This is a genomic window from Roseateles sp. PN1 (assembly GCF_038419725.1).
In the GTDB taxonomy this organism is placed as follows: domain Bacteria; phylum Pseudomonadota; class Gammaproteobacteria; order Burkholderiales; family Burkholderiaceae_C; genus Paucibacter_A.
Genome location: NZ_JBCARA010000003.1, coordinates 71,722 through 91,411, shown reverse-complemented (window position 1 = coordinate 91,411; position 19,690 = coordinate 71,722). Strand labels below are relative to the sequence as shown.

Below are 19,690 nucleotides of genomic sequence, written 5' to 3'. Positions count from 1 at the left end.
CTGCAAGCAAACCACTAAGGCAAAACCTGACCCCGAGGATCAGGACAAAGCTTCAGCGGTACTTGGCGTCGGCCTCCTTTTGGGCTGCGATCTCGGGTTCGAACTTGTCACCCACAGCCAGGAGCATGTCCTTGGTGAAGTACAGGTCGCCACGCTTTTCGCCGTGGTATTCGAAGATGCTGGTTTCAACGATCGAATCAACCGGGCAGCTCTCTTCGCAGAAACCGCAGAAGATGCACTTGGTCAGATCGATGTCGTAGCGCGTGGTGCGGCGTGAACCGTCTTCGCGTACATCGGACTCAATCGTGATCGCCATTGCCGGGCAAACCGCTTCGCAGAGCTTGCAAGCGATGCAACGCTCTTCACCGTTTTCATAACGGCGGAGCGCATGCAAACCGCGGAAACGCGGCGACAGTGGCGTCTTCTCTTCCGGGAATTGCACCGTGATATTGCGGCTGAAGAAATGTCGACCTGTCAGGGCCAGGCCCTTGAACAGCTCGATGAGCAAAAAGCTCTTGAAGAAATTAATGGAGGAACTCACTGCAGACATGTTTGGCCTCAGCTCACTTCCAAATATTCATAGGAGACTGAATCCACAGGCCGATCACGACCAGCCAGACCAGAGTCACAGGGATGAAGATCTTCCAGCCCAGACGCATGATCTGGTCATAGCGGTAGCGCGGGAATGAGGCGCGCACCCACAGGAAGACAGTAACGACCAAGAAGGTCTTGATGCCAAGCCAGATCCAGCCTGGAATGAAATCCAGCGCCGCGAACGGTGACAGCCAGCCGCCCAAGAAGAGCGTGACGGTCAGGATGGACACCAAAATCATATTGGCGTACTCAGCCAAGAAGAACATGGCGAAGGACATGCCCGAGTACTCGACCATGTGGCCGGCCACGATTTCCGATTCGCCTTCCACCACGTCAAAGGGGTGACGGTTGGTTTCTGCCAGACCCGAGATGAAGAAGACCACGAATATTGGCAGCAGCGGCAGCCAGTTCCAGGACAGGAAACCCAGGCCCATATTGGCGAAAGTGCCCTGCCCTTGCTGGACCACGATGGCGCTCATATTCATCGTGCCGCTGATCATCAGCACCACCACCAGGCAGAAGCCCATGGCGATTTCGTAACTGATCATCTGTGCGGAAGCACGCAGCGCGCCGAGGAAGGCGTACTTCGAGTTCGATGCCCAGCCGGCGATGATGACGCCGTAGACCTCGATCGAGGTGATCGCCATCAAGAGCAGCAAGCCGGCATTGACATTGGCCAGCACCACATCGGGGCCAAAGGGGATCACGGCCCAAGCGGCCAAAGCCGGCATGATGGTCATGATCGGGCCCAGGAAGAACAGGCCCTTATTGGCCGCCGTGGGCCGGATGATTTCCTTGAAGATCAGCTTGACCGCATCGGCGATGGGGGTCAGCAAACCGTAGGGACCGACGCGGTTGGGGCCGGGACGAATCTGCGTCCAGCCAATGGCCTTGCGTTCCCACAAGGTCAGGTAGGCCACACAGACCATCAACGGTGCCACCACCGCGATGATCTTGATCAGCGCCCAAACGACGGGCCAAGCGCCGCCGAGCAAGCCAGCGCCAGATTGGTAGAGGGTTTCAATCATTGCTGTTATTACCTCAGGCCTTGGTCACATTCAGGCTGCCGAAGGCAGCACCCAGGGCCGCTGTTTCGGGCAGGCCGGCAGGCACGCGCACCACATTGGCGGGCAGCTTGGCGTCCAGCTTGGCGGGCAGTTGCACGGTGCCGGCATCGTCCTGGCTGACACGCACTTGGTCGCCCACGCTCAGGCCAAGCTGCGTCCACAATGCTTGCGGCAAGGTGGCGACAGCGGCTTCGCGAGCGTCACTGCTCAACTGCAACGAGCTGGCGTTGCGAACAAGCGCGTCGGTCGCATAGATCGGCAGATCGGCCAGACGCTCCAGTGCAGCGGATTGGGCTGCACCAGTTTGAACCGCAGCGCTGCCGCTATTGTTCAGGCGGGCCGACAGGTCCAGATCAACACCGAGTGCCTCGGCACGCACCTGCTCCGAGCTTTCTTGCTGGAAGCCATTCAGGCCCAACAAATTACCCAGCACGCGCAGAATCTTCCAGCCCGGACGGGTTTCACCCAAGGGCTTGGCCACGCCGACAAAGCTCTGGGCACGGCCCTCGGCATTGACGAAGGTGCCCGAAGTTTCGGTGAACGGCGCGGTAGGCAGCAAAACGTCGGCGTAGTCCAAACCCGTCTTGAACGGGCCCATCACAACGACCATGTCGATGGCGGCCAATGCCTTTGCCGCAGCAGCCGAGTTGGCAGCATCGAGCACCGGATCGGTGTTCAGCAGCAGCAAGCCCTTCAGCGGCGAGCCGACTGACAGCATCTGAGCGGCGTTCAAACCACCGTTGACAGCTTGTGCGCCAACCAGCTGTGCACCCACCGTATTCGCAGCGGCAGTGAGATAGCCCACCGTGGCGCCGGTTTGTGCGCCGATCCAGTTGGCCAAGCTCAGCAGGCTGGCGGCCTGCGGGTGTTGCGCAGCGGCATTGCCCAGCAGAATGGCTTTGCGTTGACCGGACAACAGCGCGGCGGCAATGGCTTGCGCTTCGGCGCTGGCAGAACCTGCTGCTGGCGCAGGCACGCCGTTGGCAGCCGCCACAGCAGCGGCCACATCGGCTAAGGTTTGCACCCAGGCGCTCGGCGCCACGGTGGCGCGGGCGCGCACCGGCATCAACCAGTCGTCCGCATTGGCGTGAATGCTGCTGATCTGCGCGCCGCGGCGAGCGGCTTGACGCAGGCGCTGAGCAAACAGCGGATGGTCCTTGCGCAGCGAAGAGCCGATCACCAGAGCGCGGTCCAATTCGGACAGCGAAGCGACGGAACGGCCCAACCAATGGGCTTGACCGGCAGGCGCGGCATTGGTGAAATCGGCTTGGCGCAGGCGGTGGTCAATGTTCTCGCTACCCAGGCCACGCACCAGGGCGGCCAGCAGATGCAGTTCTTCAACCGTGCTGTGCGCGGAAGCCAGGGCACCGACGCCATTGGCACCATGCTCGGCCTTGATGACCTTGATGCCGTTGGCGATGTATTCCAGCGCAGCGGTCCAGTCGACCGTCTTCCAAGCCCCGCCCTGCTTGATCATGGGCTGGGTCAGGCGTTGGTCGCTGTTCAGCGCTTCGTAGGAGAAGCGATCGCGGTCCGCGATCCAGCATTCGTTCACCGCGTCGTTTTCCAGCGGCACCACGCGCATGACCTGGTTGTTCTTGACCTGAACGATCAAGTTGGCACCTGTCGAATCGTGCGGGCTGACGCTCTTGCGACGCGCCAGTTCCCAAGTGCGGGCGCTGTAGCGGAAAGGCTTGCTGGTCAGCGCGCCGACCGGGCAGATGTCGATCATATTGCCCGACAACTCCGAGTCGACCGTGCGGCCGACAAAGGTCTGGATCTCGGCATGCTCACCGCGGTGGGCCATGCCCAACTCCATCACGCCGGCGATTTCTTGGCCGAAGCGCACGCAGCGGGTGCAATGAATGCAGCGGCTCATTTCCTGCATGGAAATCAGCGGGCCGACATTCTTCTGGAACACCACACGCTTTTCTTCGGTGTAGCGCGACTTGCTGGCACCGTAGCCCACGGCCAAGTCTTGCAACTGGCACTCACCGCCTTGGTCGCAAATCGGGCAATCCAGTGGGTGGTTGATGAGCAAAAACTCCATCACGCCCTGCTGGGCCTTCAGAGCCTTGTCGCTCTTGGTGCGCACGATCATGCCTTGCGTGACTGGCGTAGCGCAGGCAGGCATGGGCTTGGGCGCCTTCTCCACGTCCACCAAGCACATACGGCAGTTGGCGGCGATGGAGAGCTTCTTGTGATAGCAGAAATGCGGGATGTAGGTACCGGCCTTTTCAGCAGCATGCATGACCATGCTGCCTTCCTGGACCTCTACCTTCTGGCCGTCGAGTTCGATTTCAATCATTGCTTGTTCGTCCTGTCCTGCTGCTTCAGACCGCGGCCGGCACGAGAGGCGTCTTGTGTTCGATCAAGTGAACGAACTCGTGTTTGAAGTTCTTGATCATCGCCCGCACCGGCATCGCGGCGGCATCACCCAAGGCGCAAATCGTGCGGCCTTGAATGTTGTCGGCCACAGAATTGAGCAGGTCGATGTCTTCGGGCTTGCCATGGCCGTTGGCGATACGCTCTACGACGCGGTGCATCCAACCCGTGCCTTCGCGGCAAGGCGTGCACTGGCCACAGCTTTCGTGGGCGTAGAAGTAGCTCAGGCGCAGCAGGCTATTGACCATGCAACGCGAGTCGTCCATCACGATCACGGCGCCAGAACCCAGCATCGAGCCGGCCTTGGCGATCGAGTCGTAGTCCATGGTGCAGTTCATCATCACCTCGGCGGTCAAGACCGGTGAGGAAGAACCACCAGGAATCACGGCCTTCAGCGTGCGACCTTTGCGCACGCCGCCAGCCAGTTCCAGCAGCTTGGAGAAAGGCGTGCCCAGCGGAATCTCATAATTGCCGGGGCGCTCAACGTCGCCCGACACCGAGAACAACTTGGTGCCACCGTTATTGGGCTTGCCGATTTCCAGATAGGCCTGGCCGCTGTTGCGGATGATCCAAGGCACCGCGGCAAAGGTTTCGGTGTTGTTGATGGTCGTCGGGCGGCCATACAAACCGAAGCTGGCCGGGAACGGCGGCTTGAAGCGCGGCTGGCCCTTCTTGCCTTCAAGCGACTCCAACAGCGCAGTTTCCTCGCCGCAGATGTAGGCGCCGAAACCGTGGAAGGCGTGCAGCTGAAAGCTGAAGCCCGAGCCGAGGATGTTGTCACCCAGGAAACCGGCAGCACGAGCCTCCTCGAGCGCTTCTTCGAAACGGTCATAGACCTCGAAGATTTCGCCGTGGATATAGTTGTAGCCGGTCTTGATGCCCATCGCGAAGGCGGCAATGATCATGCCTTCGATAACGATGTGCGGGTTGAACATCAAGATGTCGCGGTCCTTGCATGTGCCCGGCTCGCCCTCGTCCGAGTTGCAAACCAGGTACTTGTCGCCAGGGAACTGACGCGGCATGAAGCTCCACTTCAGGCCGGTGGGGAAACCCGCGCCGCCACGGCCGCGCAGGCCGGAACCCTTGACCTCGGCAATCACCTGGTCTTGCGTCAGCGGCGTACCTTCGGGCGCGCCCTCGCCTTTCAGAATCTTGCGCAGCGCGGCATAGCCGCCACGGGCGACGTAATCCTGCAAACGCCAGTTCTTGCCGTCCAAGCCGGCGTAAATCTGCGCGCCGATGTGGCGATCATGGAAACAGGTCTCTTGACCCGTGGACTGAAATTTGGAGAGATCCAGCATGCTTGTTCTTTCCACCGGTCAGTTCTTGGCAGCGTGAGCTTTAAGCACGTCCACCAACTCGTCCAGCCGCTCATGGCTCATGAAGCTGCACATCTGGCGGTCATTAACCAACATCACCGGCGAGTCGGCACAAGCACCCAGGCACTCGCTCTTTTGCACGGTGAACAGGCCGTCGGCGGTCGTGCCGCCCTCTTCCACACCGAGCTTTTCGCACAGATGGTTGAGCGCCTTTTGGCCGTCGCGCAACTGGCAAGGCAGATTGGTGCAGACGTTCAACTTGAACTGACCCAGCTTGCGCTGGTTGTACATGTTGTAGAAGGTCGTGACTTCGTAGACGGCGATAGGCGGCATGCCCAGATACTCGGCAATGGCGTCTTCGCTCGCGCGCGAGACAAAGCCGATTTCCTGCTGGACGATGGCCAAGCAGGCCATCACGGCCGAAGACTTTTGCTCGGCCGGATATTTGGCGACTTCGCGGGCAAAGCGCGCGGCCGTGGCCTCGCTCAATTGATAGGTTTCAGTACTCATCATCGTTTTTCGCTGGTTGCCTCAACGATCAATCTCGCCGAACACGATGTCCATGGTGCCGATGATGGCCACCGCGTCCGCAATCATGTGGCCACGCCCCATCTCGTCCAGCGCAGCCAGATGCGAGAAGCCAGGCGCGCGGATCTTCAGGCGGTAAGGCTTGTTGGCGCCGTCGCTGACCATATAGATGCCGAACTCACCCTTGGGGTGTTCCACCGCAGCATAGGCCTCGCCCTCGGGCACATGGAAACCTTCAGTGAAGAGCTTGAAATGGTGGATCAACTCCTCCATATTCGACTTCATGTCCACGCGCGATGGCGGCGCGACCTTGTGGTTGTCGGTGATCACCGGGCCGGGATTGGCACGCAGCCAAGCCACGCATTGCTGAATGATGCGATTGCTCTGGCGCATTTCTTCGACGCGCACCAGATAGCGGTCGTAGGTGTCGCCGTTCGTACCGACCGGCACATCGAAGTCCATCTGCGCGTAAGCGTCGTAGGGCTGCTTTTTGCGCAAGTCCCAGGCGATGCCCGAGCCGCGCAGCATCGGGCCCGAGAAGCCCAGATTCAGGGCGCGCTCAGGCGTCACGACGCCGATGCCCACGGTACGCTGCTTCCAGATGCGGTTATCGGTCAGCAGGGTTTCGTAGTCGTCAACGTTCTTCGGGAAGCGCTTGCAGAAGTCTTCGATGAAGTCCAGCAGCGAGCCCGAACGGTTTTCGTTCAAACGCGCAATCGCCTTGGCGTTCTTGATCTTGCTGACCTTGTATTGCGGCATGCTGTCAGGCAGGTCGCGGTAAACGCCACCCGGACGGAAGTAGGCGGCGTGCATGCGCGCACCCGACACCGCTTCGTACATGTCGAACAGATCTTCCCGCTCGCGGAAGCAGTAGATAAGGATGTTCATCGCGCCGCAGTCGATGCCATGCGCGCCCAACCACAGCAGGTGGTTGAGCAAGCGGGTGATTTCGGCAAACATCACGCGGATGTACTGCGCGCGCATGGGCACTTCCAGGCCCATCATCTTCTCGATGGCCAGACAGTAAGCCTGCTCATTGGCCATCATGGAAACGTAATCCAGTCGGTCCATATAAGGCAGCGACTGGATATAGGTCTTGCTTTCGGCCAACTTCTCGGTGGCGCGGTGCAACAGGCCGATGTGCGGGTCAGCGCGTTGGATGACTTCACCGTCCAGCTCAAGCACAAGACGCAGCACGCCGTGCGCAGCCGGGTGCTGGGGACCGAAGTTCAGCGTGTAGTTTTTGATTTCGGCCATAGCTCAAATACCGCCGTAGTTTTCTTCGCGGATGATGCGCGGCGTGATCTCACGCGGCTCAATCGACACGGGTTGATAGACCACGCGCTTGGTCTCAGCGTCGTAACGCATTTCGACATGGCCCGAGGTCGGGAAGTCTTTGCGCATCGGGTGTCCGATGAAACCGTAATCGGTCAGGATGCGGCGCAGATCTTCGTGGCCGTCAAAGATGATGCCGAACAGATCAAAGGCTTCGCGTTCAAACCAGTTCGCCGCATTCCAGATGGGCGTCAGCGCAGCCACGCAGGGGAAGCTGTCATCGGGGCAGAACACCTTCAAACGCAGACGCCAATTCTTATTGATCGACATCAGGTGGCTCACCACCGCATAGCGCGGACCCTCGTAAGCGCCATCGTTATATGCGCTGAAGTCCAGGCCGCAGAGGTCGATCAATTGCTCGAAGCGCAGTTCCGAGTGGTCGCGCAGGATCTTCGCCACCGCCAGATAATCTGCGGCCGCGACCTGCAAGGTGACCTCATCGAACTCGGTCTTGAGGTTTTGAATCTTCCCGCCAAGCGCTGACTCCAGGGCCAGCTTCAGGGTGTCAAGTTTGCTCATCAGTTCAGACCCTTGGCGTCAACGTGCGATGGTGTTTTCGCGGCGAATCTTGGCTTGTAGCTGCAAGATGCCGTACAGCAGGGCTTCCGCGGTGGGCGGGCAGCCAGGCACATAGACGTCGACCGGCACGATGCGATCGCAACCACGCACGACCGAATAGCTGTAGTGATAGTAGCCACCGCCATTGGCGCAGGAGCCCATCGAGAGCACCCAGCGCGGCTCAGCCATCTGGTCGTAAACACGGCGCAGGGCCGGCGCCATCTTGTTGCACAGCGTGCCGGCCACGATCATCAAATCGCTCTGCCGCGGGCTGGGACGGAACAACATGCCGAAGCGGTCGATGTCATAACGCGCCGCACCTGCGTGCATCATCTCCACCGCACAGCAGGCCAGACCAAAGGTCATGGGCCACAGAGAACCGGTCTTGGACCAGTTGATGAGCTTGTCGACCGAAGTGGTGACAAAGCCTTCTTTCAATACGCCTTCAATACCCATTGCAAGCTTCCAATCGTTCGGGCCGCGCCGGGCCAACCCATCGGCCAGCCGCCAGGCTGGCAGTCCCTCAAGGAGTCACCCGACACTGGGGTCGGGCGAGGGGCATTATTTCATTCCCAATCCAGGGCGCCTTTTTTCCACTCGTAGATAAAGCCTACGACCAAAATGCCCAGGAAAATCATCATCGCCCAGAAACCTGCCGAGCCAATTTCCTTCAGCGTCACCGCCCAAGGAAACAGGAAAGCAATTTCCAGGTCAAACAAAATGAACAAAATGGCCACGAGGTAGTAGCGCACGTCGAACTTCATTCGCGCGTCTTCAAAGGCCTCAAAGCCACATTCGTAGGGGGAGTTTTTCGCCGCATCAGGGCGATTGGGGCCGAGCAGAAAGCCGAGCACCTGAGGCGCCACGCCGACGCCCGCGCCGACCAGGATGAAGAGGATGACGGGTAGGTACTGATCCAAGTTCATGGGTGACGCTCTCTCAGAACTGCTTCAGGCCTCCAAGCCCTCCACAGCGATTTCCACAAAAGCAACGGGCGCGCCGCCAGCGAATTCTTTCGCCTACGGACTGCGCCCGCCTGATCCCCTGCTAATTTGCCCGAAAGATATTTCGAACAACTCCGCTTCGGGGCGCTTTGGCCAATATTCCACGGGCTCCAACCCTTGGATACTAACCGATGTATCTGGTGCCGTCGGCGAGACTCGAACTCGCACAGCTTTCGCCACTACCCCCTCAAGATAGCGTGTCTACCAATTTCACCACGACGGCTATATTCAAATTTCTTGGCCTGAACCAAGTAAAGACTAACTAGAGTTGCGTGAGGAGTTGCTATCTAGTCAGCCTCGAATTCTATACCGAAAATTTCACGCCTTTAGCGAACTCAAGACAAATTCTGCTTTTTTGACGCGCAATGTTCGGGATCCTGCGTCGCTCACAAGACACAGCTTGCGAGCGACACCTTCACCGAATTACTTCGAGGCGGCGGGAGCAGGCGCGTCCACCGCAACAGGTGCGGCGCCAGGGATGGCGGCAGCACCAGAAGCGGCAGGCGCTGCGGGCGCTGCCTTGTCAAGAATCGTCTCGGTCGTCGAAGCGCCGCTACGGCTATTGGACATATAGGCCAGGCCCAGAGTGCAGACAAAAAACACCGTGGCGCAAACAGCTGTGCTGCGCGACAAGAAATTGGCGCTGCCCGTGGCACCAAACAAGCTGCCGGACGCGCCGCTGCCGAAGGAGGCACCCATATCGGCGCCCTTGCCATGCTGAACCAGCACTAGGCCAATCATCACCAGGGCACTCAGCAACTGCACCACCAACACCAAATTCATCCAGAATTGCATCTCAAAAGCTCCAAAAATCTCAGGCAAAAAACAAATCGATTGCGATCAAGCTGCCGCGCGGCAGATCACGCTGAAGTCGCCAGCCTTCAAGGCGGCGCCACCAATCAAACCACCATCAATGTCAGGCATGGCGAACAGCTGGGCCGCGTTATCCGGCTTGACGCTACCGCCATACAGAATGCGCATCGCATCAGCCTTCTGCGTGGCCGCCTGCAATTGCGTGCGCAACACGGCATGCACAGACTGCGCCTGTTCCGGACTGGCCGTCAGGCCCGTGCCGATGGCCCACACCGGCTCATAAGCCAGCACGATTTCACCGATGCAATGCGTCAAGGTGTGAATCACCGCAGCCAGTTGGCGCTTGACCACGACCTCGGTTTGACCCGCTTCGCGCTCAGCCAAAGTCTCGCCAACACACACAATGGGCGTCACGCCATGCGCCAACGCGGCCTTGGCCTTATCGGCCACCAGCTGATCGCTTTCAGCATGGAAGGCGCGGCGCTCTGAATGGCCGACGATGACATAACGGCAGCCCAAATCAGCCAACATGGCCGATGACACCTCACCCGTGAAAGCGCCCTGCTCATGTGCCGAGCAATCTTGCGCACCAAAGGCAATGGCCTGACCCGTCAAGGCCAAGGCCGTTTCAGTGATGTAGGGAAACGGCACGCAGACCGCCACATCGGCACTCCACGGACCCGCCTCGCGCAAGCCGGCCAACAAGGCGGCATTGCTGGCGCGATTGCCGTGCATCTTCCAATTTCCGACCACCAGTTTCTTACGCATACTCAAATCTCACTCCCTACCCCAGCTCAGGACAATCTTGCCCACATGCTCGCCAGACTCCATCAAGGCATGCGCAGCCGCCGCTTGATCACCCGACAACTCACGGTAAATCACCGGCTTGATCTGGCGCGCCGCCAACTTGGGCCAAACGCGCTCGCGCAACTGCGCCCCAATGCCCGCCTTGAAGGCGAGCGAACGCGGCCTCAGGGTTGATCCGCTGATGGTCAAACGCCGCCGCAACACCGCACCGGCATCAAAGCGAGCATCCAAACCACCTTGCACTGCAATGATGACCATGCGGCCATCGTCGGCCAGGCACTGCACGCCACGCTCGACGTAAGACCCAGCCACCATATCCAAAATCACATCGACGCCGCGCCCCGCCGTGGCGACCTTGACCTCGAGCACAAAGTCCTGGGACTTGTAATTGATGGCCACGTCCGCCCCCAATTGCAGGCAGGCCGCAGCCTTGTCTTCGCTACCGACAGTGACGATGACCTTGGCCCCAAAAGCCTTGGCCAACTGAATCGCCGTCACGCCAATACCGCTGCTGCCACCATGCACCAGCAGCGTCTCGCCAGCCTTTAGGCCCGCCCGCTCGAACACATTCGACCAAACAGTGAAAAAGGTCTCTGGCAGGCTCGCCGCCTCAGCCATGGTCCAGCCCGTAGGCACCGGCAGGCATTGCGCCAAGGGCGCCGTGCAAAGCTCGGCGTAGCCGCCACCCGCCACCAGGGCGCAGACAGCGTCCCCAAGCTTCAAGCCAGCCGCAGCCAACCCTGCCGCGTCGCCCGACACAATGCGCCCCGCCACTTCCAGGCCCGGCAAATCGCTGGCACCAGGAGGTGGTGGATAAGCGCCCTTGCGCTGCAACACGTCAGGACGGTTGATGCCGTAAGCCTCGACAGCGATCAGGCACTCACCCACGCCAGCCACGGGATCCGGCCGCTCGACGAGCTGCAGAACCTCGGGGCCGCCGGGTTGGCCAATAGCAATGGCTTTCATGCCTGATCCTGTCCCTAGAACTTACTGCTGAGCTTCTGCGTCAGCCGCAGGCGCGACAGGCGCCGCGTCACGGTCGATCAAGGCCTTCATCGACAGCTTGATACGACCCTTTTCGTCGGTTTCCATGACCTTGACCTTGACGATCTGGCCTTCCTTCAGGAAGTCGGTCACCTTCTCAACGCGCTGGTGAGCGATCTGGCTGATGTGCAACAGACCGTCCTTGCCAGGCAGCAAGTTCACGAGTGCACCGAAGTCCAAGATCTTGGTGATCGGGCCTTCGTAGACCTTGCCGATTTCGACTTCAGCCGTGATCTCTTCGATACGCTTCTTGGCGTGCTCAGCCTTGTCGGCGTCGGTCGAAGCGATGGTGATGGTGCCGTCTTCGCCGATGTCGATGGTGGTGCCGGTTTCTTCGGTCAGCGCACGGATGGTGGCGCCGCCCTTGCCGATCACGTCACGGATCTTCTCGGGGTTGATCTTCATGGTGTACAGACGCGGCGCGAATTGCGACACCTCGGTATTGGCCGTGCCCATGGCTTCAACCATCTTGCCCAGGATGTGCAGACGGGCTTCCTTGGCTTGCGCCAAAGCGACCTGCATGATTTCCTTGGTGATGCCCTGGATCTTGATGTCCATCTGCAGAGCAGTGATACCACCGGTGGTACCCGCCACCTTGAAGTCCATGTCGCCAAGGTGATCTTCGTCACCCAGGATGTCGGTCAGCACGGCGAAACGGTTGCCGTCCTTGATCAAGCCCATGGCGATACCGGCCACGTGAGCCTTCATCGGCACGCCAGCGTCCATCAAAGCCAGGCAGCCGCCGCAGACCGAAGCCATCGACGAGGAGCCATTGGACTCGGTGATCTCCGACACCACACGCATGGTGTAGGGGAAGTCTTCCTTGTTCGGCAGCGCGGCGATCAGCGCGCGCTTGGCCAGACGGCCATGACCGATTTCGCGGCGCTTCGGGCTGCCCACGCGGCCGGTTTCGCCGGTGGCGAAAGGAGGCATGTTGTAGTGCAGCATGAAGCGGTCTTCGAACTCGCCAGCCAGCGCGTCGATGCGCTGTGCGTCACGGTCGGTGCCCAGGGTTGCGACGACCAGAGCTTGCGTTTCGCCACGGGTGAACAGGGCCGAGCCGTGCGTGCGCGGCAGCAGGCTGTTGCGGATTTCGATCGGGCGCACGGTGCGGGTGTCGCGGCCGTCGATGCGGGGCTCGCCGGCCAAGATCTGACCGCGCACGATGCGGGCTTCGATCTCGAACAGCAGGCTTTCCACTTCGACCTTGTCGAACTCAATGCCGTCAGCCTTCAGGCCGGCGAACACATTGGCCGTGACGGCGCGGCAAGCTTGTGTGCGAGCTTGCTTGTTGCGGATTTGGTAGGCAGCAACCAAAGCCTCATCGGCCAGAGCGCCCACCTTGGCGATCAGCGGCTCGTTCTTGGCCGGAGCAGTCCAGTTCCAGCTCGGCTTGCCAGCATCACGCACCAAGTCGTTGATGGCGGCGATGGCCACATTGCCTTGCTCATGACCGAAGACCACAGCGCCCAGCATGATTTCTTCCGACAGGCCATCGGCCTCGGATTCCACCATCAGCACGGCAGCTTGCGTACCAGCCACCACCAGATCCATCTTGCTGTTGATCAGCTCGGTCTTGCCGGGATTCAGGATGTACTCGCCATTCACATAGCCCACGCGCGCAGCGCCGATGGGGCCATTGAAAGGAATGCCAGAAACAGCCAGCGCGGCGCTCGACGCGATCAAAGCGGCGATGTCGGCTTGCACTTCAGGATTCAAGGACAGAACGTGCACGACGACCTGGACTTCGTTGTAGAAGCCTTCCGGGAACAGCGGGCGGATCGGGCGGTCGATCAGGCGGCTGGTCAGGGTTTCCAACTCGCTGGGGCGGCCTTCACGCTTGAAGAAGCTGCCGGGGATCTTGCCGGCGGCATAGGTCTTTTCCAGGTAATCAACGGTCAGCGGGAAGAAATCCTGGCCGGCCTTGGCTTCGGTCTTGGCGACCACAGTGGCCAGAACGACGGTGCCTTCGATGTCAACGACGACGGCGCCGCTGGACTGACGGGCGATTTCGCCGGTTTCCATGGTGACGGCGTGGTTGCCCCACTGGAAGCTCTTGGTGACTTTATTGAACAAACCCATGTATCTCTCCTTTATGCCTATAGCCCGCACATGCGGCGCTACAGGCTATTTGCCAAGGCGGCTTGTCGGCCCGCCTCAAAACCGGGAGTGAGTCTGGGTTTGGCGGGATGCCATTCCAGTGCGTCTGAGCAACTCAGCAGTTGCAGAAGCGTTGGAATGACACAGCAGCGCCACGTCAGCTCAACTCCAAACAATCAAACTCTCAACGGATAAAAAACAAAGAGCCTGTGCAGGTGCAATACCCAGACAGGCTCTGTTGTTTCACGCGTTGTTCACGCGTTCATTACTTACGCAGACCCAGCTTCTGAATCAGGTCGGTGTAACGCACTGCGTCCTTGGACTTCAGGTAGGCCAGCAGGCTCTTACGAGTGTTGACCATCTTCAGCAAACCACGACGGCTGTGGTGATCCTTCATGTTTGCTTTGAAGTGAGGCATCAGCGCGTTGATGCGAGCGGTCAGCAGAGCCACTTGGACTTCCGGCGAGCCGGTGTCGTTGGCGCTACGGGCGTTCGACTTGACGATGTCTGCTTTGTTGATATCGGCGACTGACATGTTTGCGTTCCTAGATATCGGAAGCCGCCGGGCTGCGCGAATCGCAGCACACAAACGGTTTCCAGGTTTTTGACTTGCGGCCAAGGGTGAAACCGACCCTTGCCGTGCTCTTTCAGCGACTTCAACTACTTGGCAATTGCTTGCCAGCACTCGTCGTCACCATTTGCATTGCCACACCAGGCGAACCTGACGCAACAAAACCCGCTGATTATAGACCAGATTCATCCGCGCCCCAAGGTCGTGCCGGGCAGCCCACGCAGTTGGAGACGCTTGCCGCACTTCCAAGCTAGGGTTTGAAGAAATTTTTTCGGGCTTGAATCAACAGCAGGCAGGCCAATTTGGCAAAGCATGGGACGGCAACGCAGCCACACGCAAACCCCGGCAGCCAGCGTCCTTCCACCTTGACACCCTCAGGAGCCCCGCATGTTTGTTCTGCCCATCAACACCCTGTCCCGCCACTCGCAACGCCATTCGCAGCACCAGGCCAGCGAGTTCTCGCGCCGCTTGGAGAGCATGTTTCACGCCGATGCCGATCAGGCCATGACCTTGCGCAGCCCGGCCCTGGATGTGAGTGAAACCGCGACTGCTTACACCTTGCAGCTGGACATGCCCGGCGTCAACAAGGAGGCGATCAAGATCAGCATCGAGGGCCGCCGCGTCAGCATTGATGCCGAGCAGGCCAAGCCCGCCCCAGCCCCGACCAACGCAGACGCGAGCCAACCGCATGCACCCGCCGCCCAGCTGCTCTACCGCGAGCGGGCCCTGACCCGCTACTCGCGCAGCGTCAGCCTGCCGCAGGAAGTCAATCAGGCCGACTCGAATGCCAAACTGGAAAACGGCGTGCTGACGCTGACCCTGGTGAAGCGCCAGGCCGCTGGCGCCAGCCATCTGACAGTCAGCTGATCGCCCCCAAGGGCCAGCGCGGCTTGATCTCGAAACCGCCGGCGCCCTGCCCCGTCGGCGGCAAGATGGCCATGCCGCGCTGCAAGCGCATGGCGGCGGCCATCGCAATCATGGCGCCGTTGTCGGTGCACAGGCTCAACTCGGGGTAATGCACCCGCACGCCGCGTTTGGCACAAGCCGCATTGAGCTGCTCGCGCAGGACGCTGTTGGCGCCCACGCCACCCGCCACGACCAAGCGCTTGAGCCCCGTCATCTTCAGAGCCAGCATGGATTTTTTGACCAGCACTTCGACGATGGCGGCCTGCGTCGCGGCGGCCAAATCGGCTTTTTGCTGATCAGTCGGCGCCTCGCCCAAGCGTTTCACTTGAGTGAGCACGGCGGTTTTCAAGCCCGCGAAGCTGAAATCGGGCTTGCCGCTGTGCAGCAGCGGGCGCGGCAATTCAAAGGCCGTGGAGTCGCCATTCAGCGCCAACTTGGCGAGATGCGGGCCGCCGGGATAAGGCAGGCCCAAAAGCTTGGCACTCTTGTCGAAGGCCTCACCGGCCGCATCATCAATCGTTTCACCGAGGATCTCGTACTGCCCCACCTCGGTGACCCGCATCAGTTGGGTGTGCCCACCCGAGACCAGCAAGGCCACAAAAGGGAATTCGGGCGCGTCGGCCGACAAGAAGGGCGACAGCAAATGCCCCTCCAGATGATGGATGCCCAGGGTCGGCTTTTCCAGCGCCGCCGCCAGCGACACCGCCACACCCGCGCCCACCAGCAAGGCGCCAGCAAGACCTGGCCCCTGGGTGTAGGCGATCAGATCCACATCCGTCAAGGCGATGCCCGCCCCGGCCAAGACCTCACGCGTCAGCGGGATGACCCGGCGAATGTGATCGCGCGAGGCCAACTCGGGCACCACACCGCCGTAAGCCTGGTGCATGCTGATCTGACTGTGCAAGGCCTGGGCCAGCAACTGCGGCGCTTCAGCCGAACCCGGCGCAGGCACCCGCACCAAGGCCACGCCTGTTTCATCGCACGAGGATTCGAATCCGAGAACCAGCATGGCGACGCGAACTCAGTGGTTCTCTTTGGCGTGATTGATCGAGTACTTGGGGATCTCGATCGTCACATCCTGCTGGCCCAGAATCGCCTGGCAACTCAGGCGCGAGTCGGGCTCCAAGCCCCAGGCGCGGTCCAGCATGTCTTCCTCAGACTCTTCCATCTCAGACAGCGAACGCATGCCCGCCCGCACGATGACGTGGCAGGTCGTGCAAGCGCTAACCATATCGCAGGCGTGCTCGATGGCGATCTTGTTGTCCAGCAAGGCCTCGCAGATCGAGGTGCCTGCGGGTGCGCTGACCGTGGTGCCCTCGGGGCAGTATTCGGCGTGAGGCAGGATTTTAATGATGGGCATGGTGCGTGGCCGTCCGACTAAATTTGTTCGATGCTGCGGCCGGTCAAGGCCTTGTGGATGCCGCGATTCATACGCGCGGCGGCGAAGGCTTCGGTGCCATCGGCCAGGGCCTTGACGGCCGCGTCGATGGCATCGGCATCCTCGCCTTGTGCGGTATCAGCCAGGGTCTGCTGCAAGGCCGCCAAGTCGGCGCGCTCGGCGGCGCTGAGCAAGTCACCATCGGCCGCCAGGGCCGATTGGGTCGCCAGAATCATGCGCTCGGCCTCAACCCGCGCCTCACGTAGCTTGCGCGCAGCCATATCGGTCTCAGCACTGGCGAAGCCGTCTTTGAGCATTTGGGCGATGGCATCATCCGACAAGCCATAGCTGGGCTTGACCGTGATGGCCGCCTCCACGCCTGAGACCATTTCCCTGGCCGAGACACTCAGCAAACCATCCGCGTCGACCTGGAAGGTCACCCGGATACGCGCCGCACCCGCCACCATCGGTGGAATACCGCGCAGCTCGAAGCGCGCAAGAGAGCGGCATTCGCTGACCAATTCGCGCTCACCCTGCAGCACATGCAGAGCCAAGGCGGTTTGGCCATCTTTGAAAGTGGTGAAGTCTTGCGCCTGGGCCACGGGGATGGTGGCATTGCGCTCGATGATGCGCTCCACCAGGCCGCCCATGGTTTCCAGACCCAGCGAGAGCGGAATCACATCCAGCAGCAGAATTTCGCCATCGGCCGCATTGCCGGCCAGCTGATTGGCCTGAATGGCAGCGCCCTGCGCCACCACCTCGTCGGGATTCAGATTGATCAAGACCTCGCGGCCGAACAAGCCACTCACCGCGGCGCGCACGCAAGGCATGCGGGTGGAGCCGCCCACCATCACCGTGCCCTGCACGTCGTCGGCCTTGACCTTGGCGTCGCGCAGCACACGCCGCACGGACGCCAGGGTCTTGGCGATCAGTGGCTGAGCGAGTTCATCAAACTGCGTACGGCTGATGGCAACGTCCAAGGCACCGATGTTCAAGCTGGCTTGGACTTGCGCCTGATCCTGGCTGGACAGCAATTCCTTGGCGGCGCGCGCCGCCACCAGCACGGCACGCTTGTCATGCGCCGTCTCGGGCGCCAAGCCGGCTTGAGCCAAGGCCCAGTCGGCCAGCAGGCGGTCGAAATCATCGCCACCCAGCGCTGCATCGCCGCCGGTGGCCACCACCTCAAACACGCCTCGGCTCAGGCGCAGAAGCGAGATGTCGAAGGTGCCGCCACCCAGGTCGTAAACGGCATAAAGCCCTTCGCTGGCGTTGTCCAGGCCATAGGCGATGGCAGCGGCCGTCGGTTCATTGATCAGGCGCAGAACGTTCAGGCCTGCCATCTGAGCCGCATCCTTAGTAGCTTGACGCTGGGCATCGTCGAAATAGGCGGGCACGGTGATGACCGCACCGAACACATCGTCCGCAAAAGTATCTTCGGCGCGGAATCGCAGCGTGGCCAGAATCTCGGCCGAAATCTCCACCGGCGATTTGGCGCCGTGGCGCGTGTTCAGCGACACCATGCCGGGCGTGTCTTCAAAGCGGTAAGGCAGCTTGCCTGCTTCGGCAATATCTGCCAGGCGCCGGCCCATGAAACGCTTGACCGAAACCACCGTGTTTTCGGGATCTTCGGCCTGCGCCGCCAGGGCTTGGGCGCCGATTTGCCGGCGGCCTTCGGCCAGATAGCGTACCGCCGAGGGCAGAATCACCGCGCCCTGCTCGTCCGGCAGACACTCGGCCACGCCGTGGCGCACCGCAGCCACCAAGGAATGCGTGGTGCCCAGGTCAATGCCCACGGCAATGCGCCGCTCATGCGGGTTGGGCGATTGTCCGGGTTCGGAAATTTGCAAAAGTGCCATGTTTTTATTGTCCTAGGGCGTCTAGCCGGCGGTCGATATCGGCGCGGAAGCGATGGATGAACATCAACGCACGCACCTGCTCGGCGGCCGCGGCCGCATCATTTTTTTCGTCCAACAACTGCTGGACGGTGTTCAAAATGGCGGCCTCGCGCTGGGCCACCTCGGCATCAATGGCTTGCACCTCGGCCTCGCCGCTGGCTTCGTCCAAGCCCTCGCGCCAGGCCATCTGCTCCATCAAAAAGGCAGCCGGCATGCGGGTATTGCTTTCAGCCTGCAGCGGCACGCCGCGCAACTCACACAGATAGGCGGCGCGCTTGAGCGGATCGCGCAGGCGCTGCTGCGCTTCATTGACCCGCATCGCCCATTGCATGGCCAGACGCTGCGCGGCCGCGCCCTCGGCCACGAACTTGTCGGGATGCACCTTGGCCTGCAGCGCTTTCCAGCGGGCGTCGATATCGGCGCGGTCCTGGGCCTGCTGCTGCGGCAGGCCGAACAAGCTGAAATCGTCGTCGCTGAGTTGCATGAGTAAGGGGCTGCGTTGAAGTTCAGAAGTCATGAAAAAGGCGCGGACACCAGGCCGCGCCTCAACACAAGGAGCGGCACTTTACACGCGGAAGGACTCACCGCAGCCGCAACGATCTTTCTCGCGCGGATTGCGGAACTTGAATCCTTCGTTGAGGCCTTCGCGAACGAAATCGAGTTCGGTGCCTTCCAGATAGGGCAGGCTTTTCGGGTCGATCAGAATCTTCACGCCGTGACCTTCAAAAACCACATCCTCGTCCGCCACTGCGTCGGCGTACTCGAGTTTGTAGGCCAGGCCGGAGCAACCGGTGGTCTTCACGCCCAGGCGCACACCGACACCGCTGCCGCGCTTGGCGATGTAACGCGTCACGTGGCGGGCCGCCGCTTCGGTCAAGGTCACTGACATGCAGACTCCTTCTTCTTGTTTTTTACTCAGTAGCGCTAAGGCTTACTGTGCCGCCGCGCCGTGCTTGGCGCGATAGTCATCCACGGCCGCCTTGATGGCGTCTTCAGCCAAGATGGAGCAATGGATCTTCACCGGCGGCAGAGCCAGCTCTTCGGCGATTTGCGTGTTCTTGATGTCCAAGGCCTGGTCCAGGGACTTGCCCTTGACCCATTCCGTGACCAGCGAGCTCGACGCAATCGCCGAACCGCAGCCATAGGTCTTGAACTTAGCGTCTTCGATCAAACCGGTGACCGGGTTGACCTTGATCTGCAACTTCATCACATCGCCGCAGGCCGGCGCGCCGACCATGCCGGTGCCAACCGTGTCGTCACCCTTTTCAAAAGCGCCGACATTGCGGGGGTTTTCGTAGTGGTCAACAACCTTGTCGCTGTAAGCCATGATGTTCTCCTAGTAGTTGGCAGCTGCGCGGCTCGCTAGCCACCCAGCCTGCCCACGGC

Annotated in this window: 21 protein-coding genes and 1 tRNA gene; 1 reads left to right on the top strand and 21 read right to left on the bottom strand. The window is 60.8% G+C overall.

Going from position 1 to position 19,690, the window contains the following annotated elements; genetic code table 11:
• Positions 1 to 52 precede the first annotated feature (52 nt).
• The 15 genes from nuoI to rpsO form a co-directional block, all read right to left on the bottom strand.
• Positions 53 to 550, bottom strand: coding sequence for an NADH-quinone oxidoreductase subunit NuoI (gene nuoI / locus AABB87_RS05515; protein WP_058719595.1), 498 nt, complete (start codon positions 548 to 550; stop codon positions 53 to 55).
• 13 nt (positions 551 to 563) lie between these two features.
• Positions 564 to 1,622 carry an NADH-quinone oxidoreductase subunit NuoH gene (gene nuoH / locus AABB87_RS05510; RefSeq protein WP_058719594.1) on the bottom strand — a complete coding sequence of 353 codons (1,059 nt, stop codon included), beginning with the start codon at positions 1,620 to 1,622 and terminating at the stop codon, positions 564 to 566.
• 13 nt (positions 1,623 to 1,635) lie between these two features.
• On the bottom strand, positions 1,636 to 3,969 hold the full coding sequence (gene nuoG, locus AABB87_RS05505; protein ID WP_341970341.1) for an NADH-quinone oxidoreductase subunit NuoG: 2,334 nt from the start codon (positions 3,967 to 3,969) through the stop codon (positions 1,636 to 1,638).
• A 25-nt stretch (positions 3,970 to 3,994) separates the two neighbouring features.
• Entirely contained in the window at positions 3,995 to 5,347 is a 1,353-nt protein-coding gene (nuoF, locus tag AABB87_RS05500; RefSeq protein ID WP_341970340.1) for an NADH-quinone oxidoreductase subunit NuoF, read from the bottom strand.
• 18 nt (positions 5,348 to 5,365) lie between these two features.
• Entirely contained in the window at positions 5,366 to 5,875 is a 510-nt protein-coding gene (locus tag AABB87_RS05495) for an NADH-quinone oxidoreductase subunit NuoE family protein (RefSeq protein ID WP_058722162.1), read from the bottom strand.
• Positions 5,876 to 5,896: 21 nt separating this feature from the next.
• A complete protein-coding gene (locus AABB87_RS05490; protein WP_341970339.1) occupies positions 5,897 to 7,150 on the bottom strand; it encodes an NADH-quinone oxidoreductase subunit D in 1,254 nt (417 codons plus the stop codon).
• 3 nt (positions 7,151 to 7,153) lie between these two features.
• The gene (locus AABB87_RS05485; protein WP_341970338.1) at positions 7,154 to 7,747 is read right to left on the bottom strand and encodes an NADH-quinone oxidoreductase subunit C; all 594 of its coding nucleotides are present in this window, start codon (positions 7,745 to 7,747) and stop codon (positions 7,154 to 7,156) included.
• A gap of 18 nt (positions 7,748 to 7,765) precedes the next feature.
• Positions 7,766 to 8,242 (bottom strand): NuoB/complex I 20 kDa subunit family protein, encoded by a 477-nt coding sequence (locus AABB87_RS05480; RefSeq protein ID WP_058719589.1) that lies wholly within the window; start codon positions 8,240 to 8,242, stop codon positions 7,766 to 7,768.
• A 110-nt stretch (positions 8,243 to 8,352) separates the two neighbouring features.
• Positions 8,353 to 8,712 (bottom strand): NADH-quinone oxidoreductase subunit A, encoded by a 360-nt coding sequence (locus tag AABB87_RS05475; RefSeq protein WP_341970337.1) that lies wholly within the window; start codon positions 8,710 to 8,712, stop codon positions 8,353 to 8,355.
• A gap of 216 nt (positions 8,713 to 8,928) precedes the next feature.
• Positions 8,929 to 9,013 (bottom strand) — tRNA-Leu (locus AABB87_RS05470).
• A 200-nt stretch (positions 9,014 to 9,213) separates the two neighbouring features.
• Positions 9,214 to 9,585: a preprotein translocase subunit SecG gene (gene secG, locus AABB87_RS05465; RefSeq protein WP_341970336.1), complete on the bottom strand. Its 372-nt coding sequence runs from the start codon at positions 9,583 to 9,585 to the stop codon at positions 9,214 to 9,216.
• 45 nt (positions 9,586 to 9,630) lie between these two features.
• On the bottom strand, positions 9,631 to 10,371 hold the full coding sequence (tpiA, locus tag AABB87_RS05460) for a triose-phosphate isomerase (protein WP_341970335.1): 741 nt from the start codon (positions 10,369 to 10,371) through the stop codon (positions 9,631 to 9,633).
• A gap of 9 nt (positions 10,372 to 10,380) precedes the next feature.
• Entirely contained in the window at positions 10,381 to 11,376 is a 996-nt protein-coding gene (locus tag AABB87_RS05455) for an NAD(P)H-quinone oxidoreductase (RefSeq protein WP_341970334.1), read from the bottom strand.
• Between the two features lie 21 nt (positions 11,377 to 11,397).
• A complete protein-coding gene (gene pnp / locus AABB87_RS05450) occupies positions 11,398 to 13,536 on the bottom strand; it encodes a polyribonucleotide nucleotidyltransferase (RefSeq protein WP_341970333.1) in 2,139 nt (712 codons plus the stop codon).
• Positions 13,537 to 13,819: 283 nt separating this feature from the next.
• On the bottom strand, positions 13,820 to 14,089 hold the full coding sequence (rpsO, locus tag AABB87_RS05445; protein WP_058719583.1) for a 30S ribosomal protein S15: 270 nt from the start codon (positions 14,087 to 14,089) through the stop codon (positions 13,820 to 13,822).
• Positions 14,090 to 14,512: 423 nt separating this feature from the next.
• Here rpsO and AABB87_RS05440 point away from each other — a divergent pair, with 423 nt between their 5' ends.
• Positions 14,513 to 14,992 carry an Hsp20/alpha crystallin family protein gene (locus AABB87_RS05440; protein WP_341970332.1) on the top strand — a complete coding sequence of 160 codons (480 nt, stop codon included), beginning with the start codon at positions 14,513 to 14,515 and terminating at the stop codon, positions 14,990 to 14,992.
• Here AABB87_RS05440 and tsaD read toward each other — a convergent pair.
• From tsaD to iscU, 6 genes are all read right to left on the bottom strand, one after another.
• A complete protein-coding gene (tsaD, locus tag AABB87_RS05435; RefSeq protein WP_341970331.1) occupies positions 14,985 to 16,040 on the bottom strand; it encodes a tRNA (adenosine(37)-N6)-threonylcarbamoyltransferase complex transferase subunit TsaD in 1,056 nt (351 codons plus the stop codon). The two genes, AABB87_RS05440 and tsaD, sit on opposite strands and share 8 nt — an antisense overlap.
• Before the next feature lie 12 nt (positions 16,041 to 16,052).
• The gene (gene fdx, locus AABB87_RS05430; RefSeq protein WP_058719580.1) at positions 16,053 to 16,391 is read right to left on the bottom strand and encodes an ISC system 2Fe-2S type ferredoxin; all 339 of its coding nucleotides are present in this window, start codon (positions 16,389 to 16,391) and stop codon (positions 16,053 to 16,055) included.
• A gap of 17 nt (positions 16,392 to 16,408) precedes the next feature.
• The gene (gene hscA, locus AABB87_RS05425; protein WP_341970330.1) at positions 16,409 to 18,265 is read right to left on the bottom strand and encodes a Fe-S protein assembly chaperone HscA; all 1,857 of its coding nucleotides are present in this window, start codon (positions 18,263 to 18,265) and stop codon (positions 16,409 to 16,411) included.
• 4 nt (positions 18,266 to 18,269) lie between these two features.
• The gene (gene hscB, locus AABB87_RS05420; RefSeq protein ID WP_341970329.1) at positions 18,270 to 18,788 is read right to left on the bottom strand and encodes a Fe-S protein assembly co-chaperone HscB; all 519 of its coding nucleotides are present in this window, start codon (positions 18,786 to 18,788) and stop codon (positions 18,270 to 18,272) included.
• An 81-nt stretch (positions 18,789 to 18,869) separates the two neighbouring features.
• The gene (iscA, locus tag AABB87_RS05415; protein ID WP_058719577.1) at positions 18,870 to 19,193 is read right to left on the bottom strand and encodes an iron-sulfur cluster assembly protein IscA; all 324 of its coding nucleotides are present in this window, start codon (positions 19,191 to 19,193) and stop codon (positions 18,870 to 18,872) included.
• A 42-nt stretch (positions 19,194 to 19,235) separates the two neighbouring features.
• Positions 19,236 to 19,631 (bottom strand): Fe-S cluster assembly scaffold IscU, encoded by a 396-nt coding sequence (gene iscU / locus AABB87_RS05410; RefSeq protein WP_058719576.1) that lies wholly within the window; start codon positions 19,629 to 19,631, stop codon positions 19,236 to 19,238.
• Between the last annotated feature and the right edge of the window lie 59 nt (positions 19,632 to 19,690).